Below are 21,770 nucleotides of genomic sequence, written 5' to 3' on the forward strand. Positions count from 1 at the left end.
GGTATGTTTGATGATACAATATACAGTAAATAATCGCAGCCGGTATGATAAGGAAGGGAATTAGATGGTAACCATAAAAGATATCGCAAAACTCGCAAACGTATCCCACACAACCGTTTCCAGAGCACTCAACAACAGTCCTTACATCAAAGAACATACGAAGAAAAAGATATTAGAGCTAGCAGAGCAGCTCAACTATACACCAAATGTAAATGCGAAAAGCCTGGCGATGCAAAAGTCGCATACGATCGGGCTATTCTTTACAAGCATTACAAACGGAACCTCACACAGCTTCTTTGCAGACACAATCAAAGGCGTCAATCAAGCCATAAGTGAGGATTACAATCTGTATGTGCGCGGCATTGATGATCTGAAAAACTATGACTCCGTTACACCGATGAGGTATGACGGCATCATTTTAATGAGCCAAAGTGACATTGATAATTCTTTCATTTACCATATTCGCGAAAAAAACATTCCGCTTGTCGTGCTGAATCGTGATATTGATGATCGCACCATCACGAATATTTTGTCCAATGACAAGGAAGGCTCTCAAGAAGCTGTAGAATACTTCATTCAGTCCGGCCATCAAGACATCGCCATCATCGAGGGGATCGAAGGCTTTAAATCCTCCCAGCAGCGAAAGGAAGGCTACTTATCTGCACTGATTCAACATCATATTCCGATCAAGCATGAATACAGTGTCAAAGGACAGTACGATATGGAAAGCGGCTTTCAAGCGATGGAGAGGCTGCTGGCACTGCCGAATCCTCCAACCGCTGTTTTTTGTTCGAATGATGACATGGCAATCGGAGCGATGAATGCGATATTCGCAAAGGGCCTGCGCGTTCCTGATGATATTTCGGTGATCGGGTTTGATGATATTGGGTTTTCACAGTACATCATGCCAAGACTTACAACAGTAAAGCGCCCAGTGGAGAAAATCAGCGTGCTCGGTGCGCAAAAACTCTTGTCTCTGATCAGCGAGCCCGAAACAAAAGCAGAAAAAATCTTGGAAAACACAGAATTCATGGTGCGTGATTCAGTCAGACGATTGACGACGTGATGCCCCGTTTTTCAGCGGGCATTCTTTTATAAAGAAAAATGTTAACGTGTGCATAAAAAGAGGGAGGCAATAAGGATGCAGAAACTGAATAAAAATGTTTACGATCACTATACTCGGTATCCAGAAAAAATTCTCCAATTCGGAGAAGGAAACTTTCTTCGGGGATTTGTTGATTGGCAGATTGATCAATTGAATCAACACGCTAATTTTAATGGGAGCGTGGCAGTTGTCCAGCCAAGAGGCTCAGAAAAAATCAAACGATTAAATCAGCAAGATGGATTATATACGCTTTTTTTACAAGGAATGAAAGACGGAGAAGCGGTAAACGAGCATATGATTATCAACTCAATCAGCCGGGGAATTGACCTGTTTTCTGATTATGAAGCATACAAAGAATTGGCATCAAGCGAAAGGCTTCGGTTTATTATCTCCAACACCACTGAGGCTGGGATTGTATGTGATGAAAAAGATCGTTTAGAGGATAGGCCGCAAAAAACATTCCCTGGGAAATTAACTGCATTTCTCTACTTCCGCTATCAGGCTTTTAAAGGAGATCAGACAAAAGGGTGTGTCCTAATCCCATGTGAACTGATTGAGAACAACGGCGAAAAGCTGAAGGAAACGGTTCTTCATTATGCAGGTCTGTGGAAGCTGGAGGAAGGATTTACACAGTGGATTCATGAGGCCAATACATTTTGTAATAGTTTAGTAGACCGGATTGTTCCGGGTTTTCCCGTCGACAGCATTGATGAGATCACGGCGGATCTTGGCTATCAGGATGATTTGATAGTTGTGGGAGAGCAATATTATTTATGGGTTATCGAGGGGCCTGATTGGATTGGAAAAGAACTTCCCTTTGCGGCTGCAGGGCTCCATACAAAGATCGTCAGCGACCTCACCCCATACCGGACTAAAAAAGTAAGAATTTTAAATGGCGCTCATACAGCAATGACGCCAGTGGCTTTATTATACGGCTTAAAAACTGTTAGGGATGCTGTCGAGCATCCGGAAGTTGGGCGATTTATAAGAGAGCTGATTGACGACGAAATTCTTCCTGTTTTAAAAATGGAAGGTCTTTCTCAGTATGCTGACGATGTGCTGAACCGTTTTAAAAACCCGTATATTAAGCATTACCTGGAAAGCATTGCATTGAACGCCATTTCCAAATTCAAAACGAGAAACCTGCCGACTCTTAAGGAATATGCTGAACAAAAGGGACAGCTTCCAGAACGCTTGGTGTTTTCTTTCAGCGCTCTTCTGTATTTTTATCATAATAATGAGACATTGCAGGATGATCCGGCAGTTCTTCAATTTTTCAAAGAGGTTTGGTGTCAGGAGGATGGCGACATGCTTCGGATTGCATCAAGAGTGTTAGGCGAACAGCGGCTGTGGGGGGCAGATCTCAATGAGATACCGAAGCTGACTGATAGAGTCGCTGTTTACTTGAATCTTATTCATGAGCTGGGCATGCAGCGGGCTCTTGAACAATACTGCATACAAGGGGGAGAGGTACGTTGAAGTCGTTTATAAAGATTCATAAGCAAGATAATGTCCTTCTTGCTCTGCGGGATATCCAAAAGGGAGAGAGGCTGCATGCGGACGGCGTGTCGATTGAAGTAAAGGATGATATAAAAAGAGGCCATAAGATTGCATTGCAGCCTATTAAAGAAAACGACAGCATCATCAAGTACGGGTTTCCAATCGGTCATGCATCACAAGATATCTCGATCGGAGAGCATATTCATGTCCATAATACGAAAACAAACCTGTCTGATATCCAATCATACAGCTATACACCAAGATTTGATGAAAATCCGTATACTAATGAGAACCGGACGTTTAAAGGTTTTAGAAGAGAAAACGGAGATGCGGGTGTACGGAATGAATTGTGGATTGTCCCAACTGTCGGCTGTGTCAATGGAATAGCAGAAAAAATGCTGCAGCGTTTTGTCAGAGAAACAGGGGATATCACTCCATTTGATAACGTACTGGTGTTAAAGCATCAATACGGATGCTCGCAGCTTGGCGACGATCATGAAAATACGAAGCAAATCCTGCTGAATGCTATTCGCCATCCAAATGCCGGCGGCGTCTTGGTGTTAGGGCTTGGCTGTGAAAACAATGAGCTGGCAAGAATGAAGGAAGCACTGCAAGATGTGAACTTGAAGCGGGTGAAGTTTCTGGAATCCCAGTCGGTGACCGACGAAATGGAGGCAGGCGTTGCTTTGCTGAAGGAAATTCATGAAGCGGCCAAAGGAGATAAGAGAGAAGACATTCCGCTGTCTGAACTGAAGATCGGGCTGAAATGCGGAGGTTCGGACGGATTTTCCGGCATAACCGCAAACCCGCTGCTTGGACGTTTTTCAGATTATCTCATTGCACAGGGAGGGAGTACTGTGCTGACGGAAGTACCGGAAATGTTCGGCGCAGAAACCATCCTGATGCAGCGGGCTGCCAATGAAGAAGTGTTTCATAAGATAGTCCAATTAATCAATGATTTTAAACAATATTTTATCAAACATGATCAGCCGGTGTACGAAAATCCTTCACCGGGCAACAAAGCGGGCGGCATTTCTACACTTGAGGATAAATCGCTAGGCTGTACGCAAAAAGCGGGGATTTCTCCTGTCACGGATGTCTTGAAATACGGGGAAGTGCTCAAGACAAAAGGACTGACGCTTTTGAGCGCACCGGGCAATGATTTGATCGCCTCCTCCGCATTGGCGGCGGCCGGCTGCCAAATTGTCCTCTTTACAACGGGAAGAGGCACGCCGTTTGGCACCTTTGTCCCGACGGTGAAAGTAGCGACAAACACCGAGCTGTATGAGGCGAAGCCGCATTGGATTGATTTTAACGCAGGCCTTTTAGCAGAGGATGATGTTCATGAGAAATATGTGCTGCGTGAGTTTATCCACTATATGATTGAGGTGGCAAGCGGCCAGCTTGTGAACCATGAAAAAAATGATTTTAGAGAACTCGCCATTTTTAAATCGGGTGTGACGCTATAATAAGAAAAGGCTATCCTTCAAGCGGATAGCCTTCTTCATTAAATCAATTTTAAACCGCTGACTAAAATAATGGACGCCATAATAAATTGCAGCGGACGCGGGGAGAATCGAGGCGAAAGATGGCTTCCGATCAGCACGCCGGGAATTGAACCAATGAGCAGATTAGCTGCCAGCATGTAATCCACGCTTCCGAAGCTAGCGTTCAAAATGCCTGCTGCCGTAACAAGAAGAAATGCATGCGCGATATCTGTTCCGACAATCTGTGACGCTTTCATGTTAAATAAGTAAATCATGGCGATTGCAAATAATGAGCCAGAACCGATTGATGTTAAGCCGACGATAAACCCAAACACAACACCAATAAGAATCGTCAGCGCCCGCTTATTTTCAAGCGGCATCAGCTGCCAGCGGTTGGGACGAAGTTTTCTATCCAAAAACAAACGAATGATGATTGAAATGGCAACCAGCGTTAACACATATCCTAGAGCGTGCTTAATAATTTCTTCCTGATGCTGGTGAAAGGCGGGGAACAAATGCAAGATGCCAATGGCTAGCGAAGCACTCGGAATACTGCCGATGGCTAAGTATTTTACCAATTTAAAGTTAATCGTTTTCTGCCGCCAATGGGAGGCAACGCCAAAGAGCTTTGTGATCGAGTTATATACAAGATCTGTACCGACCGCGATGGAAGGATTAATTCCAAGCACAATTAAAAGGGGAGTTAATAAGGCCGCTCCACCCACTCCCGTCAATCCGACTAAGGCTCCGACAAACAAACCCATCAATATGATGCTTACACTCATGATAAAGGCCTCCTGAAAACCCGACTATTTTTATCAGATTATATATGATTAGGACGCGTTAATCAATTAAATTTTTTGAATTTTTGTACGTTAGCTGCTTGAAATTTTGGTATGCTCAATATCTCTATTCATTTGCCCTATAATGAGTGTCTGGACGAAATCGAGAAGTACTAAAGGCGCAAAAAAAAGATACCTCTTAACAGGTATCTTTTTTTTTGTTTACGCTACATGCGCTGCTGATAGAAAGGAAGATCAGTGTGACCCATTTCCCGCACATACACGAACAGGTTGCCTTTATGGTGAATTTCATGCTCCATTGCAAGCTGAAGTAACGCGCGGCCTGTGACTTTTCTGCCGAAAGCGGATGTCAGATCAATTTCTCTGTCCAGCTGCTCTTCAGTCAGCTGTTCAAGGATAGCGACCGTTTTTTCTGTATATGTTTTTGCCAGAACATTGAGATCTGTTTCTGTTTCTTCCTGCTTGTTTTGAAATGGTGAGGCATTGCCTTCCTTAATGACATTTGCGAACAAGTGGAAAGACGTAAGAATGTGTTTGACCAGCTCTTCTGCTGACATTGATGTTTCTGCCGGTTTGTAGCTGTAATGGTCTTTGCTGATTTTTTCGGCAAGCTCATTGGTCACGTTTCGATGGGATAAAAAATGGCTGACAATTTGATTGGATTGGCTCATTATGATCTCCTCCATATGTAAAAATAAATGGTGCAATGAAATCCTATATCAACGGTTATGAATTCACAAGTAATATGCTGTGGGATGAAACAAAATGCTATGTCAATCGTATATATAACGTTCACAAAACATGAAATGGAGTATAAACATGACTAACATACCTTTCATTTATCAGTACGAAGAAAAAGAGAATGAAAGAGCTGCGGCGGGCTACGGCACTTTCGGTTACCTTATCACACGGATTGAAGAAACGCTTTATGATCAATACGGTGTATTCTATGAGCTCTATGCCAGTGATGATCCAAATACGGAATACTGGGAGCTTCTTGTAGAAGATGTCCGCAGCGGTTCATTGGAGCCTGAGCATGTGGCATATATATTTGAAAAGCTTGAAAAGAAAACCTTTGCTTACGATGAAGATGAGAAAGAACCGGATTATACCGTCCATAAGTCTATAAGAAACAGTGTATACGCGTATCCTGAAAAGGGAGTTGCTTTTGCCAGAATTCCATATTTTCAAGATGGGAGCATTATGAGTTTTGATTGTCTGTTTGCGGTTAACGATGAAAAGATGCGTGCATTTCTGGAGGGAGTCAGACCGCGTCTTTGGGAAAAAAGCAAGCGGAAAGTGACCGTGTTTACGGATGGAGATGGAGGGACTTCAAGAGAGCAGGAAGCCATTGTCAGAGAGGTTCAGCGGAGTCAAGTCATCATGAATCCGCTATTGAAAAAGGAGATATACAGATCAATTGATCAGTTTTTTCATAGTGATAAATCGTTTTATCAAACATATGACATCCCTTACAAGCGCGGCATTCTGTTATATGGACCTCCTGGAAACGGAAAGACGACGTTAGTGAAGTCGATCGCAGGCAGTATCAATGCACCTGTTGCTTATTGGCAAATTACTGAATTTACGTCGAGCGAGACAATAGAAGAAGTCTTTCAGGCAGCGAGACGCCTCGCTCCTGCAGTTCTGGTCATCGAGGATATAGATTCGATGCCGGAAGATGTGCGGTCCTTTTTTCTCAATACGCTGGACGGCGCGACATCAAAAGAGGGGCTATTTCTCATCGGTACGACAAACTATCCCGAAGAGATCGATCCAGGTTTGATGAATCGTGCAGGGCGATTTGACCGTGCCTATGAAATCGGGCTTCCGGATGAAGAGCTGCGGCTGGAATATATGAAAATGAGAGGCTTTGGCATCTTTTTGAGTGAAGGAGAAATAAAAAACGCCGCAAAACTTACAGAAGGCTTTTCCTTTGCACAGCTGGGAGAATTATATGTATCTTCAGCCCTTCAATGGCACCAAGAAGGGAATCACCATATTGAAACCATGGTGAAAGACATGACAGGAGAGCAAAGAAAAAGCCAGCGGGGAAGCTGGATGGAAAGAAACAAAGTCGGTTTTCACTAAAAGAAAGCACGGGTGTTTGAAAAACCCGTGCTTTTTTGTTGCGGTTAGCCGAAATTCGACAATTGCGGTTATTTTGCGTTCTTCTTTTTCTTGTAAATATGATAAAATATGACATATCTCGGGTAATTCAAAAGGGGGGATTAATTGAGGATGAAGCAGACGATTCCGTCCTCTTATGTCGGGCTTAAAATTAATGAATGGTATACTCATATCCGGCAGTTCCACGTCGCTGAAGCCGAACGGGTCAAGCTCGAAGTAGAAAGAGAAATTGAGGATATGGAAGAAGACCAAGATTTGCTGCTGTATTATTCTTTAATGGAGTTCAGGCATCGTGTCATGCTGGATTACATTAAGCCTTTTGGAGAGGACACGTCGCAGCTAGAGTTTTCAGAATTATTAGAAGACATCGAAGGGAATCAGTACAAGCTGACAGGGCTTCTCGAATATTACTTTAATTTTTTTCGAGGAATGTATGAATTTAAGCAGAAGATGTTTGTCAGTGCCATGATGTATTATAAACGGGCAGAAAAGAATCTTGCCCTCGTCTCGGATGATATTGAGAAAGCCGAGTTTGCTTTTAAAATGGCTGAGATTTTTTACAATTTAAAACAAACCTATGTTTCGATGAGCTACGCCGTTCAGGCATTAGAAACATACCAAATGTATGAAACGTACACCGTCCGCAGAATCCAATGTGAATTCGTTATTGCAGGTAATTATGATGATATGCAGTATCCAGAAAGAGCATTGCCCCACTTAGAACTGGCTTTAGATCTTGCAAAGAAAGAAGGCAATCCCCGCCTGATCAGTTCCGCCCTGTATAATCTCGGAAACTGCTATGAGAAAATGGGTGAACTGCAAAAGGCAGCCGAATACTTTGAGAAATCTGTTTCTATTTGCAAGTCGGAAAAGTTCGATAATCTTCCGCATTCTATCTACTCTTTAACACAAGTTCTGTATAAACAAAAAAATGACGCCGAAGCGCAAAAAAAGTATCGTGAAGGATTGGAAATCGCCCGTCAATACAGTGATGAATTATTTGTGGAGCTTTTTCAATTTTTACATGCGTTATACGGAAAAAACATTGACACAGAATCGGTCTCACACACCTTTCAATTTCTTGAAGAACATATGCTGTATCCTTATATTGAAGAGCTGGCGCATGATGCTGCCCAATTCTATATAGAAAACGGACAGCCCGAAAAAGCACTTTCATTTTATGAGAAAATGGTGCACGCACAAAAACAAATCCAGAGAGGAGATTGTTTATATGAAATCTAAATGGATGTCAGGTTTGTTGCTCGTTGCGGTCGGGTTCAGCTTTACTCAGGTGATGGTTCATGCAGGTGAAACAGCAAACACAGAAGGGAAAACATTTCATATTGCGGCACGCAATCAAACATGATGCATAAAAAAAGACCCTTAGGGGTCTTTTTTATTTCTTCAGCTTCCATTCTTTTATCGTCAGCTCAGAAGATCCACTTGCCACCAGCGGATCCGCATGGCCGATTTCCGCTGCCTCTTCCAGTGAATCTGCTTCGATGACATACGCTCCGCCTGTGGCGTCGCTAAATGGCCCAAACATTTTTAAACGTTTTTCTGCTTGTAAACGATCCAGAAATTCATAGTGCCCAGCCACATGCTCCTGATTAAATTTCTCCGTTCTCATTGTCAGCATTAAATATGTATACATATTCAGACCCTCCGTGAACTTCATTTTAACACATTTATCCATATTACGGTGATAGATGATATGAGCTTTTCGTCCTACGAATGCCACCTATTTATGAAAAAAGAAAAGGAGAGATGATAGGTGAGCATTCCAGTAAAGAAAAATTTGGTTTCTGAGGCGAAATACGCGTTGAAGTGTCCTAATGCAATGTCCGCTGAATACATTACCATTCACAACACGGCAAACGATGCATCAGCGGCCAATGAAATCAGCTATATGATCGGGAACACAAGCTCGACAAGCTTTCATTTTGCGGTCGATGATCAAGAGGTGATTCAAGGTCTGCCGCTTAACCGAAACGCTTGGCACACTGGTGACGGCACAAACGGTCCGGGAAACCGCAAATCAATCGGTGTTGAGATTTGCTACAGCAAATCGGGAGGCCCGAAGTATGAGGCAGCTGAAGCCTTGGCGATTTCATTTGTTGCACAGCTTTTGAAGGAGCGCGGCTGGGGCATCGATCGTGTGAGAAAGCACCAGGACTGGAACGGAAAGTATTGCCCGCACCGCATTTTATCAGAGGGGCGCTGGGATCAAGTGAAGGCGGCAATTGAAAAGGAATTAAACGGGGGCTTATCAGCTAAAAAAGCTGCAGTCTCTTCTTCAGCGTCTGTATATCATGTGAAAAAAGGCGACACATTGTCAGGGATTGCCGCATCACACGGAGTCAGTGTGAAAACGCTGCAAAGCATCAATCATATTACTGACCCGAATTACATTAAAGTCGGACAAGTGATCAAACTGCCTCAGACGGCATCTGCTTCTAAAAGCCATGCCGCATCCTCATATCCGCTCCCATCCGGCGTGATCAAAGTGACAAGCCCGCTGACGAAAGGGACAAAAGTAAAGCAGGTGCAGACCGCTTTAGCCGCTCTTTATTTTTATCCTGATAAAGGAGCGAAAAATCACGGCGTTGACGGCGTTTATGGCCCGAAAACAGCAAATGCAGTGAAACGTTTTCAGTCTGTCAGCGGTTTAACGGCTGATGGGATTTACGGTCCGAAAACGAAAGCGAAGATGGAGGAAAAGCTGTAAATGAAAAGCCGGAAGCTGTGAAGCTTCCGGCTTTTTATCTTACATACAGACTGCGGCAAGCACCTTTTGAATATCATAAATGCTCTCATCTTTTTTAAACTGCTTTGAGACGGCAGGAAGTTCTGCGCCGGAAATCCAAATTTTCAGCTCTGAATCGAGGTCAAAGCGGCCGGCCGTTTCCACGCTGAATCTGGAAATGCTTTTGTACGGAATCGATTGAAACTCCGTTTTCTTGCCTGTGATTCCCTGCTTGTTCACAAGAATAAGCCGCTTGTCAGTGAAGACAATCAAATCGCGAACCAGCTTAAACGCGGCTTCAACCTTCTCACCCTCAAGTAAAATATGAGCAAGCTCTTCTTTTACAGCAGCCGTTGACAGTGTTGACGCATTGCCGAGTAATCCATCAATAAACCCCATCATATACCTCCTCTGCGTATTCTATCAAATCATACTATAAAAAAGGTTTTCATTCATGGATGAGTAGAGTAAACTTGTGCTGACTGGTAAAGGGGGCGTTCAAAATGACAGATAGGTATGACAGCTTTGCAGCCCTTTCTGCTTCTGAGTCGGAATACCGGATTATTTATGAGGAAAAAAACGGAAGTGAATTTATCGTCCTCGGTCCCCACGGCGGCAGAATTGAGCCTGGGGTCAGTGAATTGGTGCGGGCATTTTCGGATCGATGTTCCATCTATTTGTTTGAGGGTCTAAAGCCGCGAAACAACCGTTCCTTGCATCTCACCAGCATTCGTTTTGATGAGCCGCTGGCTTTAGAAAAAGTGAATGACCACCATTACGCATTAGCGTTTCACGGGTATTATGATCCGAAAATCCCGCATACATTGGTCGGCGGGGCGGATCGTAAAAAAGCCAAGCTCATTTGTGAGCGTCTGAATGAAGCGGGTTTTAGCGCCGAGCTCACTAATGAGAAAGACCGCCTCGCAGGTGTACACCCAAACAATATTGTCAATCGGACGAAAAGAGAAATGGGGCTGCAATTGGAGGTGAGCACGGCACAGCGAAACGCGCTGTTCTGCAATTTTGGGTGCCGTGATAAAAGCTACATACAAAACGATTTGTTTGATCGATATGTGGAAGCTGTCAAGCTTGGCTTTTATACATAAAACGAAACGGGACCTGCACTGTCAGCCTATTCCTTCATACGCTGGGATTGTGCGAAAGTGTAGGGAGGAATGATTCATGTTTTATCATATAAAAGAGCTTCAATATCAAGCAAAGCCAGCTCATCCCGATCCGGTTTATGCGAAAAAACTTCAAGAGGTGCTCGGCGGCCAATTCGGTGAAATTAGCGTCATGATGCAGTATTTGTTTCAAGGGTTTAACTGCAGGGCGGATGCTAAGTATAAAGATTTGTTATATGATGTGGGGACCGAAGAGATCGGGCACGTAGAAATGCTGGCAACGATGATTTCCAGGCTTCTGGACAATGCACCCGCGGATGTACAGGAGGATGCTTATAAAAGCAATCCCGCTATCGCAGCAGTCATGTCAGGGATGAATCCTCAGCACGCGATTGTGTCCGGATTGGGGGCGATGGCATCAGATAGTGAGGGCTATCCGTGGAATGCAAAATACATTATCTCAAGCGGAAACCTGCTGGCCGATTTTCGCGCTAACTTAAATGCGGAGGCCCAAGGACGCCTTCAGGTGACACGGCTTTATGCCATGACCGATGATCCAGGGGTAAGAGATATGCTGTCATTTTTGATTGCAAGGGATACCTATCATCAAAATATGTGGTACGCGGCCATTAAAGAGCTGGAGGAAAGAGAACGGGATATTGTCGTCCCGACGACGTTCCCGCGTGAGCTCGAAAAGCAAGAAGTCTCCTATGATTTGTTTAACTTTTCCAGGGGGGATGAAAGCTCGCAAGGAAGATGGGCACATGGGGAAGCCTTTGACGGCCGGGGTGAATTCAGGTATATCCCGGCTCCGATTGCGTTCGCATCTGCGCCTCATCTTAAACCGGCGCCCATGTGGCTGCATAATACAGTTCCCCCAATGTCGAAATGTTAGGTTCTCTTCTGGGCTGAGGAATATATCCTTAGCCCGTATTTGATCAGATGTTTTTGCCAATATGATATAACGCTTTTTCCTCAGCCACCTGCAAGTGCTGCTGATCGCCTTCCTCGTACGCATTTGGCCGCTTGTGAGATAATAAATAAGCGAGCCGCTTCTGAAATTGAATACCTGCTTTACGCCGTTCAAACATGTCAAGCCTTTTATCAGCAAATTCCTTTGTTACCCGGAATACCGCCGCAATTGTGGCGAGTGCCTGGCTTCTCCATTGCGGCAGTTCCATCTGCAACAGCATAAAGGTTGGCACACAGAAGTGGTACATAAATTGATTTGCCTGGAATTCTTGAAGCTCTCTGAAGAGCTTGTTCATCTGAAAATGATTGCCTGCATGCTTTAACACGTGGCACAGCTCATGGCCAAAATCCTCCCATTGCTCTTCCCGTGACTTTTTTTGGTTCAATACGATACTGTACATGCCGTCGTATTTCACCATCATGCTCCCCATATCCTCAAAATGCACCCAAATATCCAGATCCTTTGCGATTTTCAGCATGTCAATGTGATGAGGGGATGTGATGCCCAGCCGGCCGTATAAATTTTTAACGTATTCTTCCAGATGTGATAAGTAATCGCCCAATTGAATACTCCCTTTCGAACATTTGTTCTGTTTTTAGCGAGAAAGAAAAGCCCGTATAGGACTGGAAAGTAGTGTAGAAATCTTTCCCTTTTCTTTAAAAAATAAACACTTTTTTCTTTATATCGGTCTACTTTTTATATGTTTTAGAGAACAGAGAACGATTTATTTATTTTTCGGTTTGCGGTTTTTCTCTTTTTCTTTTAAATAGTTGATAAATTCGATGGCCTGCTGTTTGCTTTCTGGGGAAAAATCCTGCATATCGCGGTATGCAAGCTGCAGGTCCGGATCTGAGAACATATCGTCATCGGATTTTTTGTCTTTTCCCGTTAATAAGTAATCAGTCGTTACTTGAAAGTAATCAGCCAGCTTTTGGAGTGTGTCGTAATCAGGTTCGCTTCGCCCATTTTCATAGTGGGAATATCGTGCCCGTGACACACCGATGTGTGATGCGATTTCTTCCTGTGTCCTTTTCCCTCTGAGACTCTTCAATCTGCCGCCTATCATACTATGACCTCTCTTTTTTAAACTCCCTACGTTACTTATGATTATAGATACAATATGTATCAAAATAAAGTTATGATAAAAAAAGTATCAAAAATAACTTGATGATACAGTTCGTATCGTTTATACTTGGTAACAGTTGATACGAAATGTATCGAAAACAAACCAGGAGAGTGATCACATGTATCCAATCCAAATTGTTTTTAGTGAAAATCCCATAGATCAGCGCCATCTCGGACAATCCGGCGGCACCATTTCGTTTACGGCATGCGGCCTTCCGGTGTTCCACTTTGAAACGCAAGAGCAGTTTCAAGCATACATGATGTTAAAGGGAGAAGCGGCGTACAATGAAAAACGATAAAAGCTATCCTTTTCCGACGTATTCAGGGTTATTGAATTCAGAACATTATGACAAAATTGGCCCGGCGCTATGGCTGTTTCTCTGGTTTATCAGCTCAACAACAAAAGAAATCGAAAAAGACGGCGTAAGCTGGGGCATCGTACTCGGCCATAAGCCGTTAAAAGCGAGAGAAATGGCGGCAGTCTTCGGCGTAAGTGAAAAAACCGTCAGAAGATGGCTGGAGCTTCTCGAAAACCATGATTACATAAAGGCCGTCCGTGCGCCATACGGACTGATGATTTCGGTCAAGCATTCCAAAAAATTCAGCTTCAGATCGGACAATACTGTACACGGGAGTCTAAAAGAACGGCCATTTTCGCCGCAGACACCGGACACAAACGACCGTACAGATATAGATAAAACAAACAAATATACTGCTGCTGATGATGCAGTGGATCACATTGCGAAGCGGTTTACACAATTACGGTCGGCTCAAGAAGGACGCACCGTGTATCCTTCCTCAAGAGATTATCAAGCCATCGCCCGCATTGTTGCCATCGGCGTTCCTGTCACGCAAACAATCAAATGGCTTGAAGAATGCTTTCAGGCTTTTGAAAACCGGCGGACCGCCGCTTCTGAAACAATCAAGGCTTTTCGCTACTGCTCGAAATTCATTGAAGACAGATTTTTCGCGCAGCAAGCCAAAAAGAATGCCGCAATTCAGCATGAGAGGATGAAAAAACATGACAAAACGAACAATCGAACAGATTTTGGACGAGCTGAGAAGAGGGAGACGTCCATTACTGGCGGACAAACCGGCCGAATCAGACGCAAGCAGGTATGATTGCCTGCGTTGCAAGGATCAGGGAGGTTATCTCGTCAGGCAGAATGGCCTGGAAGTCTGGACGATGTGCAGCTGCATGGCAGAACGGAAAGTGAAGCGGCTGCTGGGTGCAAGTGAGATTACCCACGCTTTCAGACAGCTCGGCTTCAAGGAATTCCGCACGGAGGGAAAGCCGCAGGCCATAAAAGACGCATTTGAGTGTACAAAAGAGTATGTTGCCGATTATGAACAAATCAAGGATTGCCGAAAAAACAGCATTGCCCTTTTAGGACAGCCCGGATCAGGGAAAACACACCTTTTGACTGCCGCTGCCAACGAATTAATGAGAACATGCTATGTGCCTGTCATTTATTTTCCGTTCGTGGAAGGCTTTACTGATCTGAAAAATGATTTTGCCCTATTAGAAGCGAAGCTGAACCGGATGAAGCAGGCGGATGTGCTGTTCATTGATGATCTGTTTAAACCGGTTAACGGCAAACCCCGCGCTACAGATTGGCAATTAGAGCAAATGTATTCGGTACTCAACTATCGCTACTTAAATCATAAACCGATTTTGCTTTCGAGCGAGCTGACAATTGAAGCACTTGTACGGGTCGATGAAGCGCTCGGCACGAGAATCTATGAGATGTGCAGTGACTATTTAGTGATTATCAAAGGAGCAGCCTACGAGCTTAACCATAGATTGGAGGGCGTCAGATAATGTGCAAGCTTTGTCAAACAAAGAAAGTCATTGTGGAACATACCGGTATTGGAGTCGTTTTTCATCCATGTCCGAACTGCCGATCCGGCACTGACTTAACGCCTGTCATTCAAAAGCTGGAGCAAATGCTGACAGCGGGAAAAGCGAGGCTGAATATCTATGATTAAACAGCTGACTGCTCTAATCACTTTGCTGTTTCGGGCAAAGCGAACAGAAAAAAACATTGAACAATGGTATAAGGACGACGGGAAGTGAAAGTGTTGGCAAAGACAAAACAGGCAGAGAAAAGCCCTGCGCCGTGGCGTGCTGTCCCGTGCGGGGATACGAAACCGATCTATATTTATTCAGCTTACAGTGAAGAAGAAAAAGAAAGATTCCCATATTCAAACGGACGGCTGATTGCCGCTGTATTTGACCTTAGCTCTTATTCGCAAAAAAGCAATGCCGCTTTGATGGCCGCTGCGCCTGAATTGCTGGAAGCGTCTAAAGCAGCGCTTGATTTTCTGAAAGGGAATTCTGTTCATTCAAAGGAGCGCATCATTCAGCTATTAGAAAAAGCTGAAGCAAGCGCTGCACCGAAAAGGGGAGGAAAAGAAACATGATTCATCCTAAAAAACTGCAGCATATTGATTCCGTCACGCTTAAGAGCCAGCTGGAGGACGGGAAAATCCGTGTCATTATTGTGGATGGCATCAAGCAAGAAGCATGGATCACAGAAGCGCCCGAGCATGGAAAAACGCTCGTCGAAACAAGAAAGGGCGACCTTGCCCGTGTGGAATTTGAAATCGGCTACAAATTAAATTAAAGCGAAAACAGAATACGTCCAAGACGGAAAGCCTGCGGACACTGATCAACTGCACAGCATTTGTGCGTTGATTGGTGTCCGTTTTTTATTTGCCAAAAATAAGGAGGATCATAGAATGCAAGACTTACTATTTGAATATAAACGCACGCTCAAACAAACAAGAATACAATATAAACCGCTCGCTGAGGCAGATGAATCCGTGCTCTCAGCTGAAGAGCTGAAGGATAAAAAAATCATCAGAAATATGATTACTGATCTTGAATATGTAACAGAATGGCTTGAAAAAGGAAGGCAGCCCGGCATCAGACGGGCGATTGACCGGCGTGATGCCTACCAGCGGCTGATGATCAAGGACCCGAGAATCATCGAATCATTTTCCAGCGCTATGATGTTTGAGCCGGACGGACAGGTATCAGAAGAAGACAGAGAGAGAATTCGAGAAGCATTAGCTCTGTTAACGGACAGAGAAAAGGAAATGTTTTTGCTGCATAAGGTAGAATGTTTTTCTTATGAACGGATCGCCGATCTTCTCGGCGTGAAAAAATCGACAGTGCAAACGACGATCAAACGGGCAATCGTAAAGATGCAAAGACAGCAGGAAGACATGAATCGATCACTTGCCTGAAAGCTTGTCATACGTTTGCCACCTATAAGTGAATAGAGCATGACACATAAGCGGCTGGCTGATCAGCCGCTTTTATGAATAAACAACCATGCTGGAGGTGGCGGTGATGCCGTAGCATGAAAACACAACTTCGCGAACAAGCATTAGCAATCTATCAACAACATCAAGGAAAGATCACAAATCGGGCGATTGCGGACACAATCGGTGTTTCCGCGAAAACAATCGGCATCTGGAAAAAACAAGACAAATGGAAAGAGGCCCTGTTTTCTGCGTCCAAAAACGAACAAAAACAGCGCCCTATAGACAACGATGAATTAAATGAACGCCAGCGGCTGTTTTGCCTGTATTACGTCAAAAGCTTCAATGCCACACAGTCAGCAATCAAAGCGGGCTATTCTCCTGACAGCGCTCATGTGACGGGCAGCCGGCTCTTAAAAAACGAAAAGGTTGCTGCTGAAATCAGACGCATAAAAAAAGAAATGGTCAATGAGATGTTTATTGAAGCGATGGATGTGCTGCAGGTTTATATCAAGATCGCGTTTGCGGATATTACGGACTATGTGACCTTTGGAAAAAAAGAGGTCCAGGCTGTCGGGAAATCGGGTCCGCTGTTTGATGAAGATGATAACCCGATTATGAAGGAAATCAGCTTTGTCGATGTCAAAGACTCGGGGCTCGTTGACGGCACCATTGTAACGGAAGCAAAGCTTGGCAAAGAAGGCATTGCCATCAAGCTTGCAGATAAAATGAAGGCGCTTGAGAAGCTATCCTTATATTTTGATTTGTTTCCAGATCAATTTAAACAAAAAATTGAAAATGAGAAGTTGAAGCTTGCCAAACAAAAAGCGGAGAAAACAGATGACAGCCAAGAGCCGATTGAAATTATGATCAAACGAAAAGAGGGCAAGTCATGATTGTAAAAGAAATCAACCCTCATTTCGAAGATTACGTGTTCAATTGGGAGCAGACGTACCAATTTCTCGTCGGCGGCTACGGCTCATCCAAAAGCTATCATACCGCATTGAAAATCGTGCTAAAGCTGCTGAAGGAAAAACGGACGGCCCTTGTGATCCGGGAGGTGTTCGATACCCATCGGGATTCGACCTTCGCCTTGTTTCAAGAGGTGATCGAAGAGCTCGGTCTCACAAAGGCTGTGGCATCTCTTTCTTCCCCGCTGCAGCTGCGATTTCACAATGGCAGCCGGATCATGTTCAAAGGAATGGACAATCCGGCAAAATTAAAATCGGTTCATAATATTTCATTAATATGGATTGAAGAGTGCTCAGAGGTGAAGTATGAGGGGTTCAAGGAATTAATCGGACGTCTTCGCCATCCTGAGCTGAAGCTTCATATGATCTGTACCACCAATCCCGTCGGCACCTCCAATTGGACGTACAGGCATTTTTTTCGGGACGAACGCAATAAACGGTTTGTGCTGGATGACAGCGAACTTTACGAAAAGCGGACAATTGTGAAGGGAGATACGTATTACCATCATTCCACCGCTAACGACAATCTTTTTCTCCCAGAAAGCTATGTGAAACAGCTTGACGGGCTCAAAGAATATGATCCCGACCTGTACCGGATTGCCCGCAAAGGAAGATTCGGCGTCAACGGGATCAGGGTGCTGCCGCAGTTCGAGGTACTCCCGCATGATCAAGTAAAAAAATGTATCGCAGCCATCAGCAAGCCAATCTTTCGTACAGGCATGGATTTTGGATTCGAGGAATCCTATAATGCCGTCGTCCGGCTTGCTGTAGATCCTGAAAAAAAATACCTCTACATTTATTGGGAGTATTATCAAAATAAAATGACAGATGACAGGACGGCTGAGGAGCTGCGTGAGTTTATTGAGACACAGGAATTGATCAAAGCCGACTCGGCTGAGCCGAAAAGCATTCAATATTTCCGCCAGCAGGGCTTTCGAATGGTTGGAGCCAGAAAGTTTCCCGGCTCCAGGCTTCAATATACCAAAAAGGTAAAACGGTTCAAAAAAATCTTCTGTTCGGATCGCTGTGAAAATGTCATCTATGAGCTCAAGACACTTACGTATGCCAAAGATAAAAACGGAGCTCTGATTGAGGATGAATTCACGATTGACCCGCATACGCTTTCTGCCATTTGGTATGCGCTTGATGATTATGAGGTTGCTGATATGAAAGAGACAGCACACAAACGAATCCGGCCGAACAGAGAAAGGAGGAGGTCATAAATCATGCACAATCAAACAGTCAGAGCAACTGTATTTAAAGCCAATGCCGCGGCTCCACAAACAAAGCAAATCTATGAAGATGACTTTTCTGAGCTGTACGGAGAGGACATTATCGCTCCGCCCTACAATATCATCGAGCTCAAAACCATTGCCGAATACTCGACTATTCTTCAGCAATGCATTGATGCGTACAGAGTGAATATTACAGGCTTTGGATTCGATGTTGAGTACACATTTGATGTCAACGCAAGTGATGTCGATCAGGCAAAAAAGAAAAGAGCGGAAAAAGACTGGGCCAGACTCGAAGCCTTTTATAAATGTCTTCACTTTGATGAATCAGCTGAAATGATTTTAGGCTATGCCATCGAAGACAGAGAAAAAACAGGCAACGGATTTATGGAAGTGCTTCGCGACGGGGCGGGAAAACCTGCCGGCATCGAATATTTAGATGTGAAATATATGCGTGTATGCGGAGCAGGCGAGCCTGTAGAGGTTTCATTCGTATATGAAGAAAACGGGAAAATGAAAAGGATCAAAAGGCAAAAACGCTTCCGAAAATATGTGCAGATGATCAATGGAAAGAAAGTATTTTTTAAAGAATACGGCGATCCGCGAAAAATGGATATTCGCACAGGTGAATATGTAAACACATTGGCAGAGAAGTATCAAGCAAATGAAGCCATTCACCTCAAAATCGGAAGCGGCGTATACGGTGTACCCCGCTGGATCGGCAATATTGTCAATTTATACGGGGCCCGAAAAGCAGAAGAGCTCAATTTTATGTATTTTAAGCAGGGACGTCACGTCCCCGCTGCGATTACAGTGGAAAACGGGATGCTGTCTGAAGCTTCTTACCGGGAGCTGCAGGAATACATGAATGATCTTGAAGGCGTGGAAAACGCCCATAAATTTCTCCTGATCGAAGCGGAAGGAATCGCAAAAGAAAAGGATCTCCACGGAGGCGAGGATATTACGCCGGTTTCCGTGGAAATCAAATCCTTGGCTGAAATTCTCCAAAACGACGCCCTGTTTCTTGAATACGATGAAAAAAGCAGAAATAAGCTGCGTTCCGCGTTCCGTCTCCCGCCGCTGTATACAGGCGAGGCCCAGGAATACAACCGGGCGACAGCTGATACTGCTAGAAAAATTACGGAGGAGCAGGTTTTTCAGCCGGAGCGAAAAACGCTCGTGAATAAACTGAATACGCTGCTTTTGCCGGAGCTGAATATCCATGACGTCAGGCTGACATTAAAAGGACCAGACTTTCGTGATCCGCTTGAGATTGCGAAGGTGCTCGGTCCTTTTATTACAGCAGGAGCAGTCTCGCCGAATGATTTACGCGACCTTGCCGGACGGGTGCTTGGCAAAACACTGGAGGAGTGGCCGGAGGACATTTATAAACGGCCTGCAGGACAGGATGCGGAAAAGACAAACCTGACTGCGCTCATGCAGGAGTTGAAAGAAAGCATCGAAGATATCAAAACGTCCTGAAGGGAGGTGAATCAAGCAGGTGGCGCGAGAATTAAGAAATGCCAAAATCAGCTTTGTCAGTTATGTGGACAAGGCGGCTAACCAGACAGAATTTTTCTTTACGAAGTCAGCCGAACCTCCGTCATTTGAAAAAAAGGTTCGGCTGTTTACAAAAAGTGAGCAGGATGAACAAAAGCTCGTGTACGGAATCGTGTATGAGCCTGATGTTCCTGATGCCCACGGCGATTTTATGACCGCCGAGGAAATTGAAAAAGCGGCGCACGGTTTTCTCGCGGAGGCACGGGAGATTGATATCAATCACAGCTTTGAGGGCGGAACCGGCGTCGTGGTCGAGTCCTATGTGGCGCCCGATGATTTTATGATCGGGTCAAAGCGGATTACAAAGGGCTCATGGGTACTCGTGACAAGAGCGTCTGACGAGGTGTGGGAACAGATTAAGGCTGGAATTATCACAGGCTACAGCATGGCTGGCACTGCAGATGTGTATGAAGAAGAACCGGTCGAAAAAGCAGGGTTCTTTAGTGTATTCAAGCAAATGCTTGCTGACAAAACAGGGAAGGAGACTGAAGAAATGAGAAAAGAAGACATGAAAGAATCATTCGAGCATGCGCTTTACCCTCTGCTCAAACGGCTTGAGCGGATTGAAAAAAACACAGACACGGAGGAAAAGCCGGAGCAGACGGGTGATGACGAGCGTCTGAAAAAGCTCGTTGAAGACATGCTTGCCCCGCTGATCGAACGCATCGAGGTTTTGGAAAAAGCGCGAGGCGCCTCTAAGCAGACAGCGGACGATACGGGCGGCAATACAGAGCAAGTCAAAAAATCAATCTGGAGCGGACTGCTGTAAAACCAGTCAAGGAGGAGGAAATCAATTGAGAAATCAAGAGATCATTCGGAAAGCGGAAATGTCGCTTTCTGCTTTAAAAAGCGGCGGGCTTATGAACCCTGCGCAAGCATCGGCTTTTATCCGCATGGTGCAAAACACGCCGACCATTTTCAGTGAATCCCGCGTGATTCAAATGGAAAATGACTCGCAAAAATTTGAGAAAATCGGCTTCGGCCAGCGTATTCTGCGGGCTGCGCAAGAAGGAAAAGCACTGTCAAACGACGAGCTGACAGTTCCAACGACAAGCACTGTTCAGCTGAACACGAAGGAAGTCATTGCGGAAATTAACATTACGTATGACACACTTGAAAACAATATTGAAAAAGACGGCCTGCAGCAGACAATCATGCAAATTTTAGCAGAGCGCGCAGCAGTTGATATTGAAGAGCTGATCGTTAACGGTGATACAGCATCAGCTGATCCGTATCTGGCACAGCTGGACGGCATCCGTAAACAGGCGGTTTCCCATATCGTTGACATGAACGGTGAAGAACTGTCCAGAGCGACATTCAAGAAAGGCTTAAAGGCAGTTCCGCCAAAATATTTGCGCATCCCTCAGGAATTCAGATTCTATACGTCTCACGGCTTAGAAGTTGAATGGAAGGACCGCGTGGCAGACCGCCAGACAAACCTTGGGGACCAGGCTGTTCAGGGCGGCTTGTCAACAGCATTCGGCGTACCGGTCAAAGGAGTATCCAATATTCAGCCGTACACAGTCGGTGAGGGAGACGCGCAATATGACGCTTCTGATATCATTCTCACACATCCGAAAAATATCATTCTCGGCTTCTCCCGCAATATCCGAATTGAAGTCGACAAAGACATCCGCTCCCGTAAATTCATTATTGTCTTAACGGCCAAGCTGGACAGCAAGTTCGAGGAAGAGGATGCCTGCGCGAAATTAATTAACGTAAAAGAATAATAGAAACGAGGTGG

At 44.6% G+C, this 21,770-nt stretch carries 27 protein-coding genes; 21 read left to right on the forward strand and 6 right to left on the reverse strand.

What is annotated here, in order from left to right; translation table 11 throughout:
* The first annotated feature begins 64 nt into the window (after nucleotides 1–64).
* From QF06_RS05180 to QF06_RS05190, 3 genes are all read left to right on the forward strand, one after another.
* On the forward strand, nucleotides 65–1,066 hold the full coding sequence (locus tag QF06_RS05180; RefSeq protein WP_041850946.1) for a LacI family DNA-binding transcriptional regulator: 1,002 nt from the start codon (nucleotides 65–67) through the stop codon (nucleotides 1,064–1,066).
* A gap of 75 nt (nucleotides 1,067–1,141) precedes the next feature.
* Entirely contained in the window at nucleotides 1,142–2,584 is a 1,443-nt protein-coding gene (locus tag QF06_RS05185; RefSeq protein ID WP_041850945.1) for a tagaturonate reductase, read from the forward strand.
* Nucleotides 2,581–4,074 carry a UxaA family hydrolase gene (locus QF06_RS05190; protein WP_041850944.1) on the forward strand — a complete coding sequence of 498 codons (1,494 nt, stop codon included), beginning with the start codon at nucleotides 2,581–2,583 and terminating at the stop codon, nucleotides 4,072–4,074. The genes QF06_RS05185 and QF06_RS05190 overlap by 4 nt, the downstream gene beginning before the upstream one ends.
* A 38-nt stretch (nucleotides 4,075–4,112) precedes the next feature.
* Here QF06_RS05190 and QF06_RS05195 read toward each other — a convergent pair whose 3' ends face one another.
* Together QF06_RS05195 and QF06_RS05200 are read right to left on the reverse strand one after the other, a co-directional pair.
* On the reverse strand, nucleotides 4,113–4,877 hold the full coding sequence (locus tag QF06_RS05195) for a sulfite exporter TauE/SafE family protein (protein ID WP_038828729.1): 765 nt from the start codon (nucleotides 4,875–4,877) through the stop codon (nucleotides 4,113–4,115).
* Between the two features lie 224 nt (nucleotides 4,878–5,101).
* The gene (locus QF06_RS05200) at nucleotides 5,102–5,566 is read right to left on the reverse strand and encodes a DinB family protein (protein ID WP_041850943.1); all 465 of its coding nucleotides are present in this window, start codon (nucleotides 5,564–5,566) and stop codon (nucleotides 5,102–5,104) included.
* 148 nt (nucleotides 5,567–5,714) lie between these two features.
* Here QF06_RS05200 and yjoB point away from each other — a divergent pair, with 148 nt between their 5' ends.
* From yjoB to phrA, 3 genes are all read left to right on the forward strand, one after another.
* Entirely contained in the window at nucleotides 5,715–6,986 is a 1,272-nt protein-coding gene (gene yjoB / locus QF06_RS05205) for an ATPase YjoB (RefSeq protein WP_041850942.1), read from the forward strand.
* Between the two features lie 144 nt (nucleotides 6,987–7,130).
* Nucleotides 7,131–8,267: a response regulator aspartate phosphatase RapA gene (rapA, locus tag QF06_RS05210; RefSeq protein ID WP_015252291.1), complete on the forward strand. Its 1,137-nt coding sequence runs from the start codon at nucleotides 7,131–7,133 to the stop codon at nucleotides 8,265–8,267.
* The gene (gene phrA / locus QF06_RS05215; protein ID WP_003245487.1) at nucleotides 8,257–8,391 is read left to right on the forward strand and encodes a phosphatase RapA inhibitor PhrA; all 135 of its coding nucleotides are present in this window, start codon (nucleotides 8,257–8,259) and stop codon (nucleotides 8,389–8,391) included. Before rapA ends, phrA begins: the two co-directional genes overlap by 11 nt.
* A 30-nt stretch (nucleotides 8,392–8,421) precedes the next feature.
* Here the strand turns inward: phrA and QF06_RS05220 are convergent, their stop codons facing one another.
* Nucleotides 8,422–8,679 (reverse strand): YciI family protein, encoded by a 258-nt coding sequence (locus QF06_RS05220; protein WP_003232731.1) that lies wholly within the window; start codon nucleotides 8,677–8,679, stop codon nucleotides 8,422–8,424.
* A 120-nt stretch (nucleotides 8,680–8,799) separates the two neighbouring features.
* On the opposite strand from QF06_RS05220, the gene QF06_RS05225 reads away from it, so the two are divergent.
* Nucleotides 8,800–9,753, forward strand: coding sequence for an N-acetylmuramoyl-L-alanine amidase (locus QF06_RS05225; protein ID WP_041850941.1), 954 nt, complete (start codon nucleotides 8,800–8,802; stop codon nucleotides 9,751–9,753).
* Nucleotides 9,754–9,792: 39 nt separating this feature from the next.
* Here the strand turns inward: QF06_RS05225 and QF06_RS05230 are convergent, their stop codons facing one another.
* Nucleotides 9,793–10,170: a PH domain-containing protein gene (locus QF06_RS05230; RefSeq protein ID WP_041850940.1), complete on the reverse strand. Its 378-nt coding sequence runs from the start codon at nucleotides 10,168–10,170 to the stop codon at nucleotides 9,793–9,795.
* A 104-nt stretch (nucleotides 10,171–10,274) separates the two neighbouring features.
* Here QF06_RS05230 and QF06_RS05235 point away from each other — a divergent pair, with 104 nt between their 5' ends.
* A complete protein-coding gene (locus QF06_RS05235; RefSeq protein ID WP_038828723.1) occupies nucleotides 10,275–10,877 on the forward strand; it encodes a poly-gamma-glutamate hydrolase family protein in 603 nt (200 codons plus the stop codon).
* 76 nt (nucleotides 10,878–10,953) lie between these two features.
* A complete protein-coding gene (locus QF06_RS05240; RefSeq protein WP_003245071.1) occupies nucleotides 10,954–11,790 on the forward strand; it encodes a manganese catalase in 837 nt (278 codons plus the stop codon).
* A 43-nt stretch (nucleotides 11,791–11,833) separates the two neighbouring features.
* Here the strand turns inward: QF06_RS05240 and QF06_RS05245 are convergent, their stop codons facing one another.
* Together QF06_RS05245 and xre are read right to left on the reverse strand one after the other, a co-directional pair.
* Nucleotides 11,834–12,430: an ImmA/IrrE family metallo-endopeptidase gene (locus tag QF06_RS05245; protein WP_003232721.1), complete on the reverse strand. Its 597-nt coding sequence runs from the start codon at nucleotides 12,428–12,430 to the stop codon at nucleotides 11,834–11,836.
* Between the two features lie 162 nt (nucleotides 12,431–12,592).
* A complete protein-coding gene (gene xre / locus QF06_RS05250; RefSeq protein ID WP_003232719.1) occupies nucleotides 12,593–12,934 on the reverse strand; it encodes an HTH-type transcriptional regulator Xre in 342 nt (113 codons plus the stop codon).
* Between the two features lie 178 nt (nucleotides 12,935–13,112).
* On the opposite strand from xre, the gene QF06_RS05255 reads away from it, so the two are divergent.
* The 12 genes from QF06_RS05255 to QF06_RS05305 all read left to right on the forward strand — a co-directional run bounded on the left by QF06_RS05255 (nucleotide 13,113) and on the right by QF06_RS05305 (nucleotide 21,756).
* Nucleotides 13,113–13,292, forward strand: a complete 180-nt coding sequence (locus QF06_RS05255; RefSeq protein WP_003232712.1) for a hypothetical protein — start codon at nucleotides 13,113–13,115, stop codon at nucleotides 13,290–13,292.
* Entirely contained in the window at nucleotides 13,279–14,115 is an 837-nt protein-coding gene (locus QF06_RS05260; RefSeq protein ID WP_003245799.1) for a phage-like element PBSX protein XkdB, read from the forward strand. Before QF06_RS05255 ends, QF06_RS05260 begins: the two co-directional genes overlap by 14 nt.
* Nucleotides 14,015–14,815, forward strand: a complete 801-nt coding sequence (locus QF06_RS05265) for an ATP-binding protein (protein WP_015252287.1) — start codon at nucleotides 14,015–14,017, stop codon at nucleotides 14,813–14,815. The genes QF06_RS05260 and QF06_RS05265 overlap by 101 nt, the downstream gene beginning before the upstream one ends.
* Nucleotides 14,815–14,982 (forward strand): hypothetical protein, encoded by a 168-nt coding sequence (locus QF06_RS21005; RefSeq protein ID WP_003245588.1) that lies wholly within the window; start codon nucleotides 14,815–14,817, stop codon nucleotides 14,980–14,982. The genes QF06_RS05265 and QF06_RS21005 overlap by 1 nt, the downstream gene beginning before the upstream one ends.
* 84 nt (nucleotides 14,983–15,066) lie before the next feature.
* A complete protein-coding gene (xkdD, locus tag QF06_RS05270) occupies nucleotides 15,067–15,417 on the forward strand; it encodes a phage-like element PBSX protein XkdD (protein WP_041850939.1) in 351 nt (116 codons plus the stop codon).
* Entirely contained in the window at nucleotides 15,414–15,620 is a 207-nt protein-coding gene (gene xtrA / locus QF06_RS05275; protein WP_021479478.1) for a phage-like element PBSX protein XtrA, read from the forward strand. The genes xkdD and xtrA overlap by 4 nt, the downstream gene beginning before the upstream one ends.
* Nucleotides 15,621–15,735: 115 nt before the next feature.
* A complete protein-coding gene (locus QF06_RS05280) occupies nucleotides 15,736–16,245 on the forward strand; it encodes a sigma-70 family RNA polymerase sigma factor (protein ID WP_041850938.1) in 510 nt (169 codons plus the stop codon).
* Between the two features lie 116 nt (nucleotides 16,246–16,361).
* A complete protein-coding gene (xtmA, locus tag QF06_RS05285) occupies nucleotides 16,362–17,159 on the forward strand; it encodes a phage terminase small subunit (protein ID WP_041850937.1) in 798 nt (265 codons plus the stop codon).
* The gene (locus QF06_RS05290; protein WP_041850936.1) at nucleotides 17,156–18,457 is read left to right on the forward strand and encodes a PBSX family phage terminase large subunit; all 1,302 of its coding nucleotides are present in this window, start codon (nucleotides 17,156–17,158) and stop codon (nucleotides 18,455–18,457) included. Before xtmA ends, QF06_RS05290 begins: the two co-directional genes overlap by 4 nt.
* Before the next feature lie 3 nt (nucleotides 18,458–18,460).
* Complete coding sequence (locus tag QF06_RS05295) at nucleotides 18,461–19,948, forward strand: phage portal protein (RefSeq protein ID WP_032725514.1); 1,488 nt, start codon at nucleotides 18,461–18,463, stop codon at nucleotides 19,946–19,948.
* A gap of 19 nt (nucleotides 19,949–19,967) precedes the next feature.
* A complete protein-coding gene (locus tag QF06_RS05300) occupies nucleotides 19,968–20,795 on the forward strand; it encodes an XkdF-like putative serine protease domain-containing protein (RefSeq protein ID WP_041850935.1) in 828 nt (275 codons plus the stop codon).
* 25 nt (nucleotides 20,796–20,820) lie between these two features.
* Nucleotides 20,821–21,756, forward strand: a complete 936-nt coding sequence (locus QF06_RS05305) for a phage major capsid protein (RefSeq protein ID WP_003232690.1) — start codon at nucleotides 20,821–20,823, stop codon at nucleotides 21,754–21,756.
* Nucleotides 21,757–21,770: the final 14 nt, after the last annotated feature.

It is taken from the genome of Bacillus sp. YP1, assembly GCF_000877815.1.
In the GTDB taxonomy this organism is placed as follows: domain Bacteria; phylum Bacillota; class Bacilli; order Bacillales; family Bacillaceae; genus Bacillus; species Bacillus subtilis.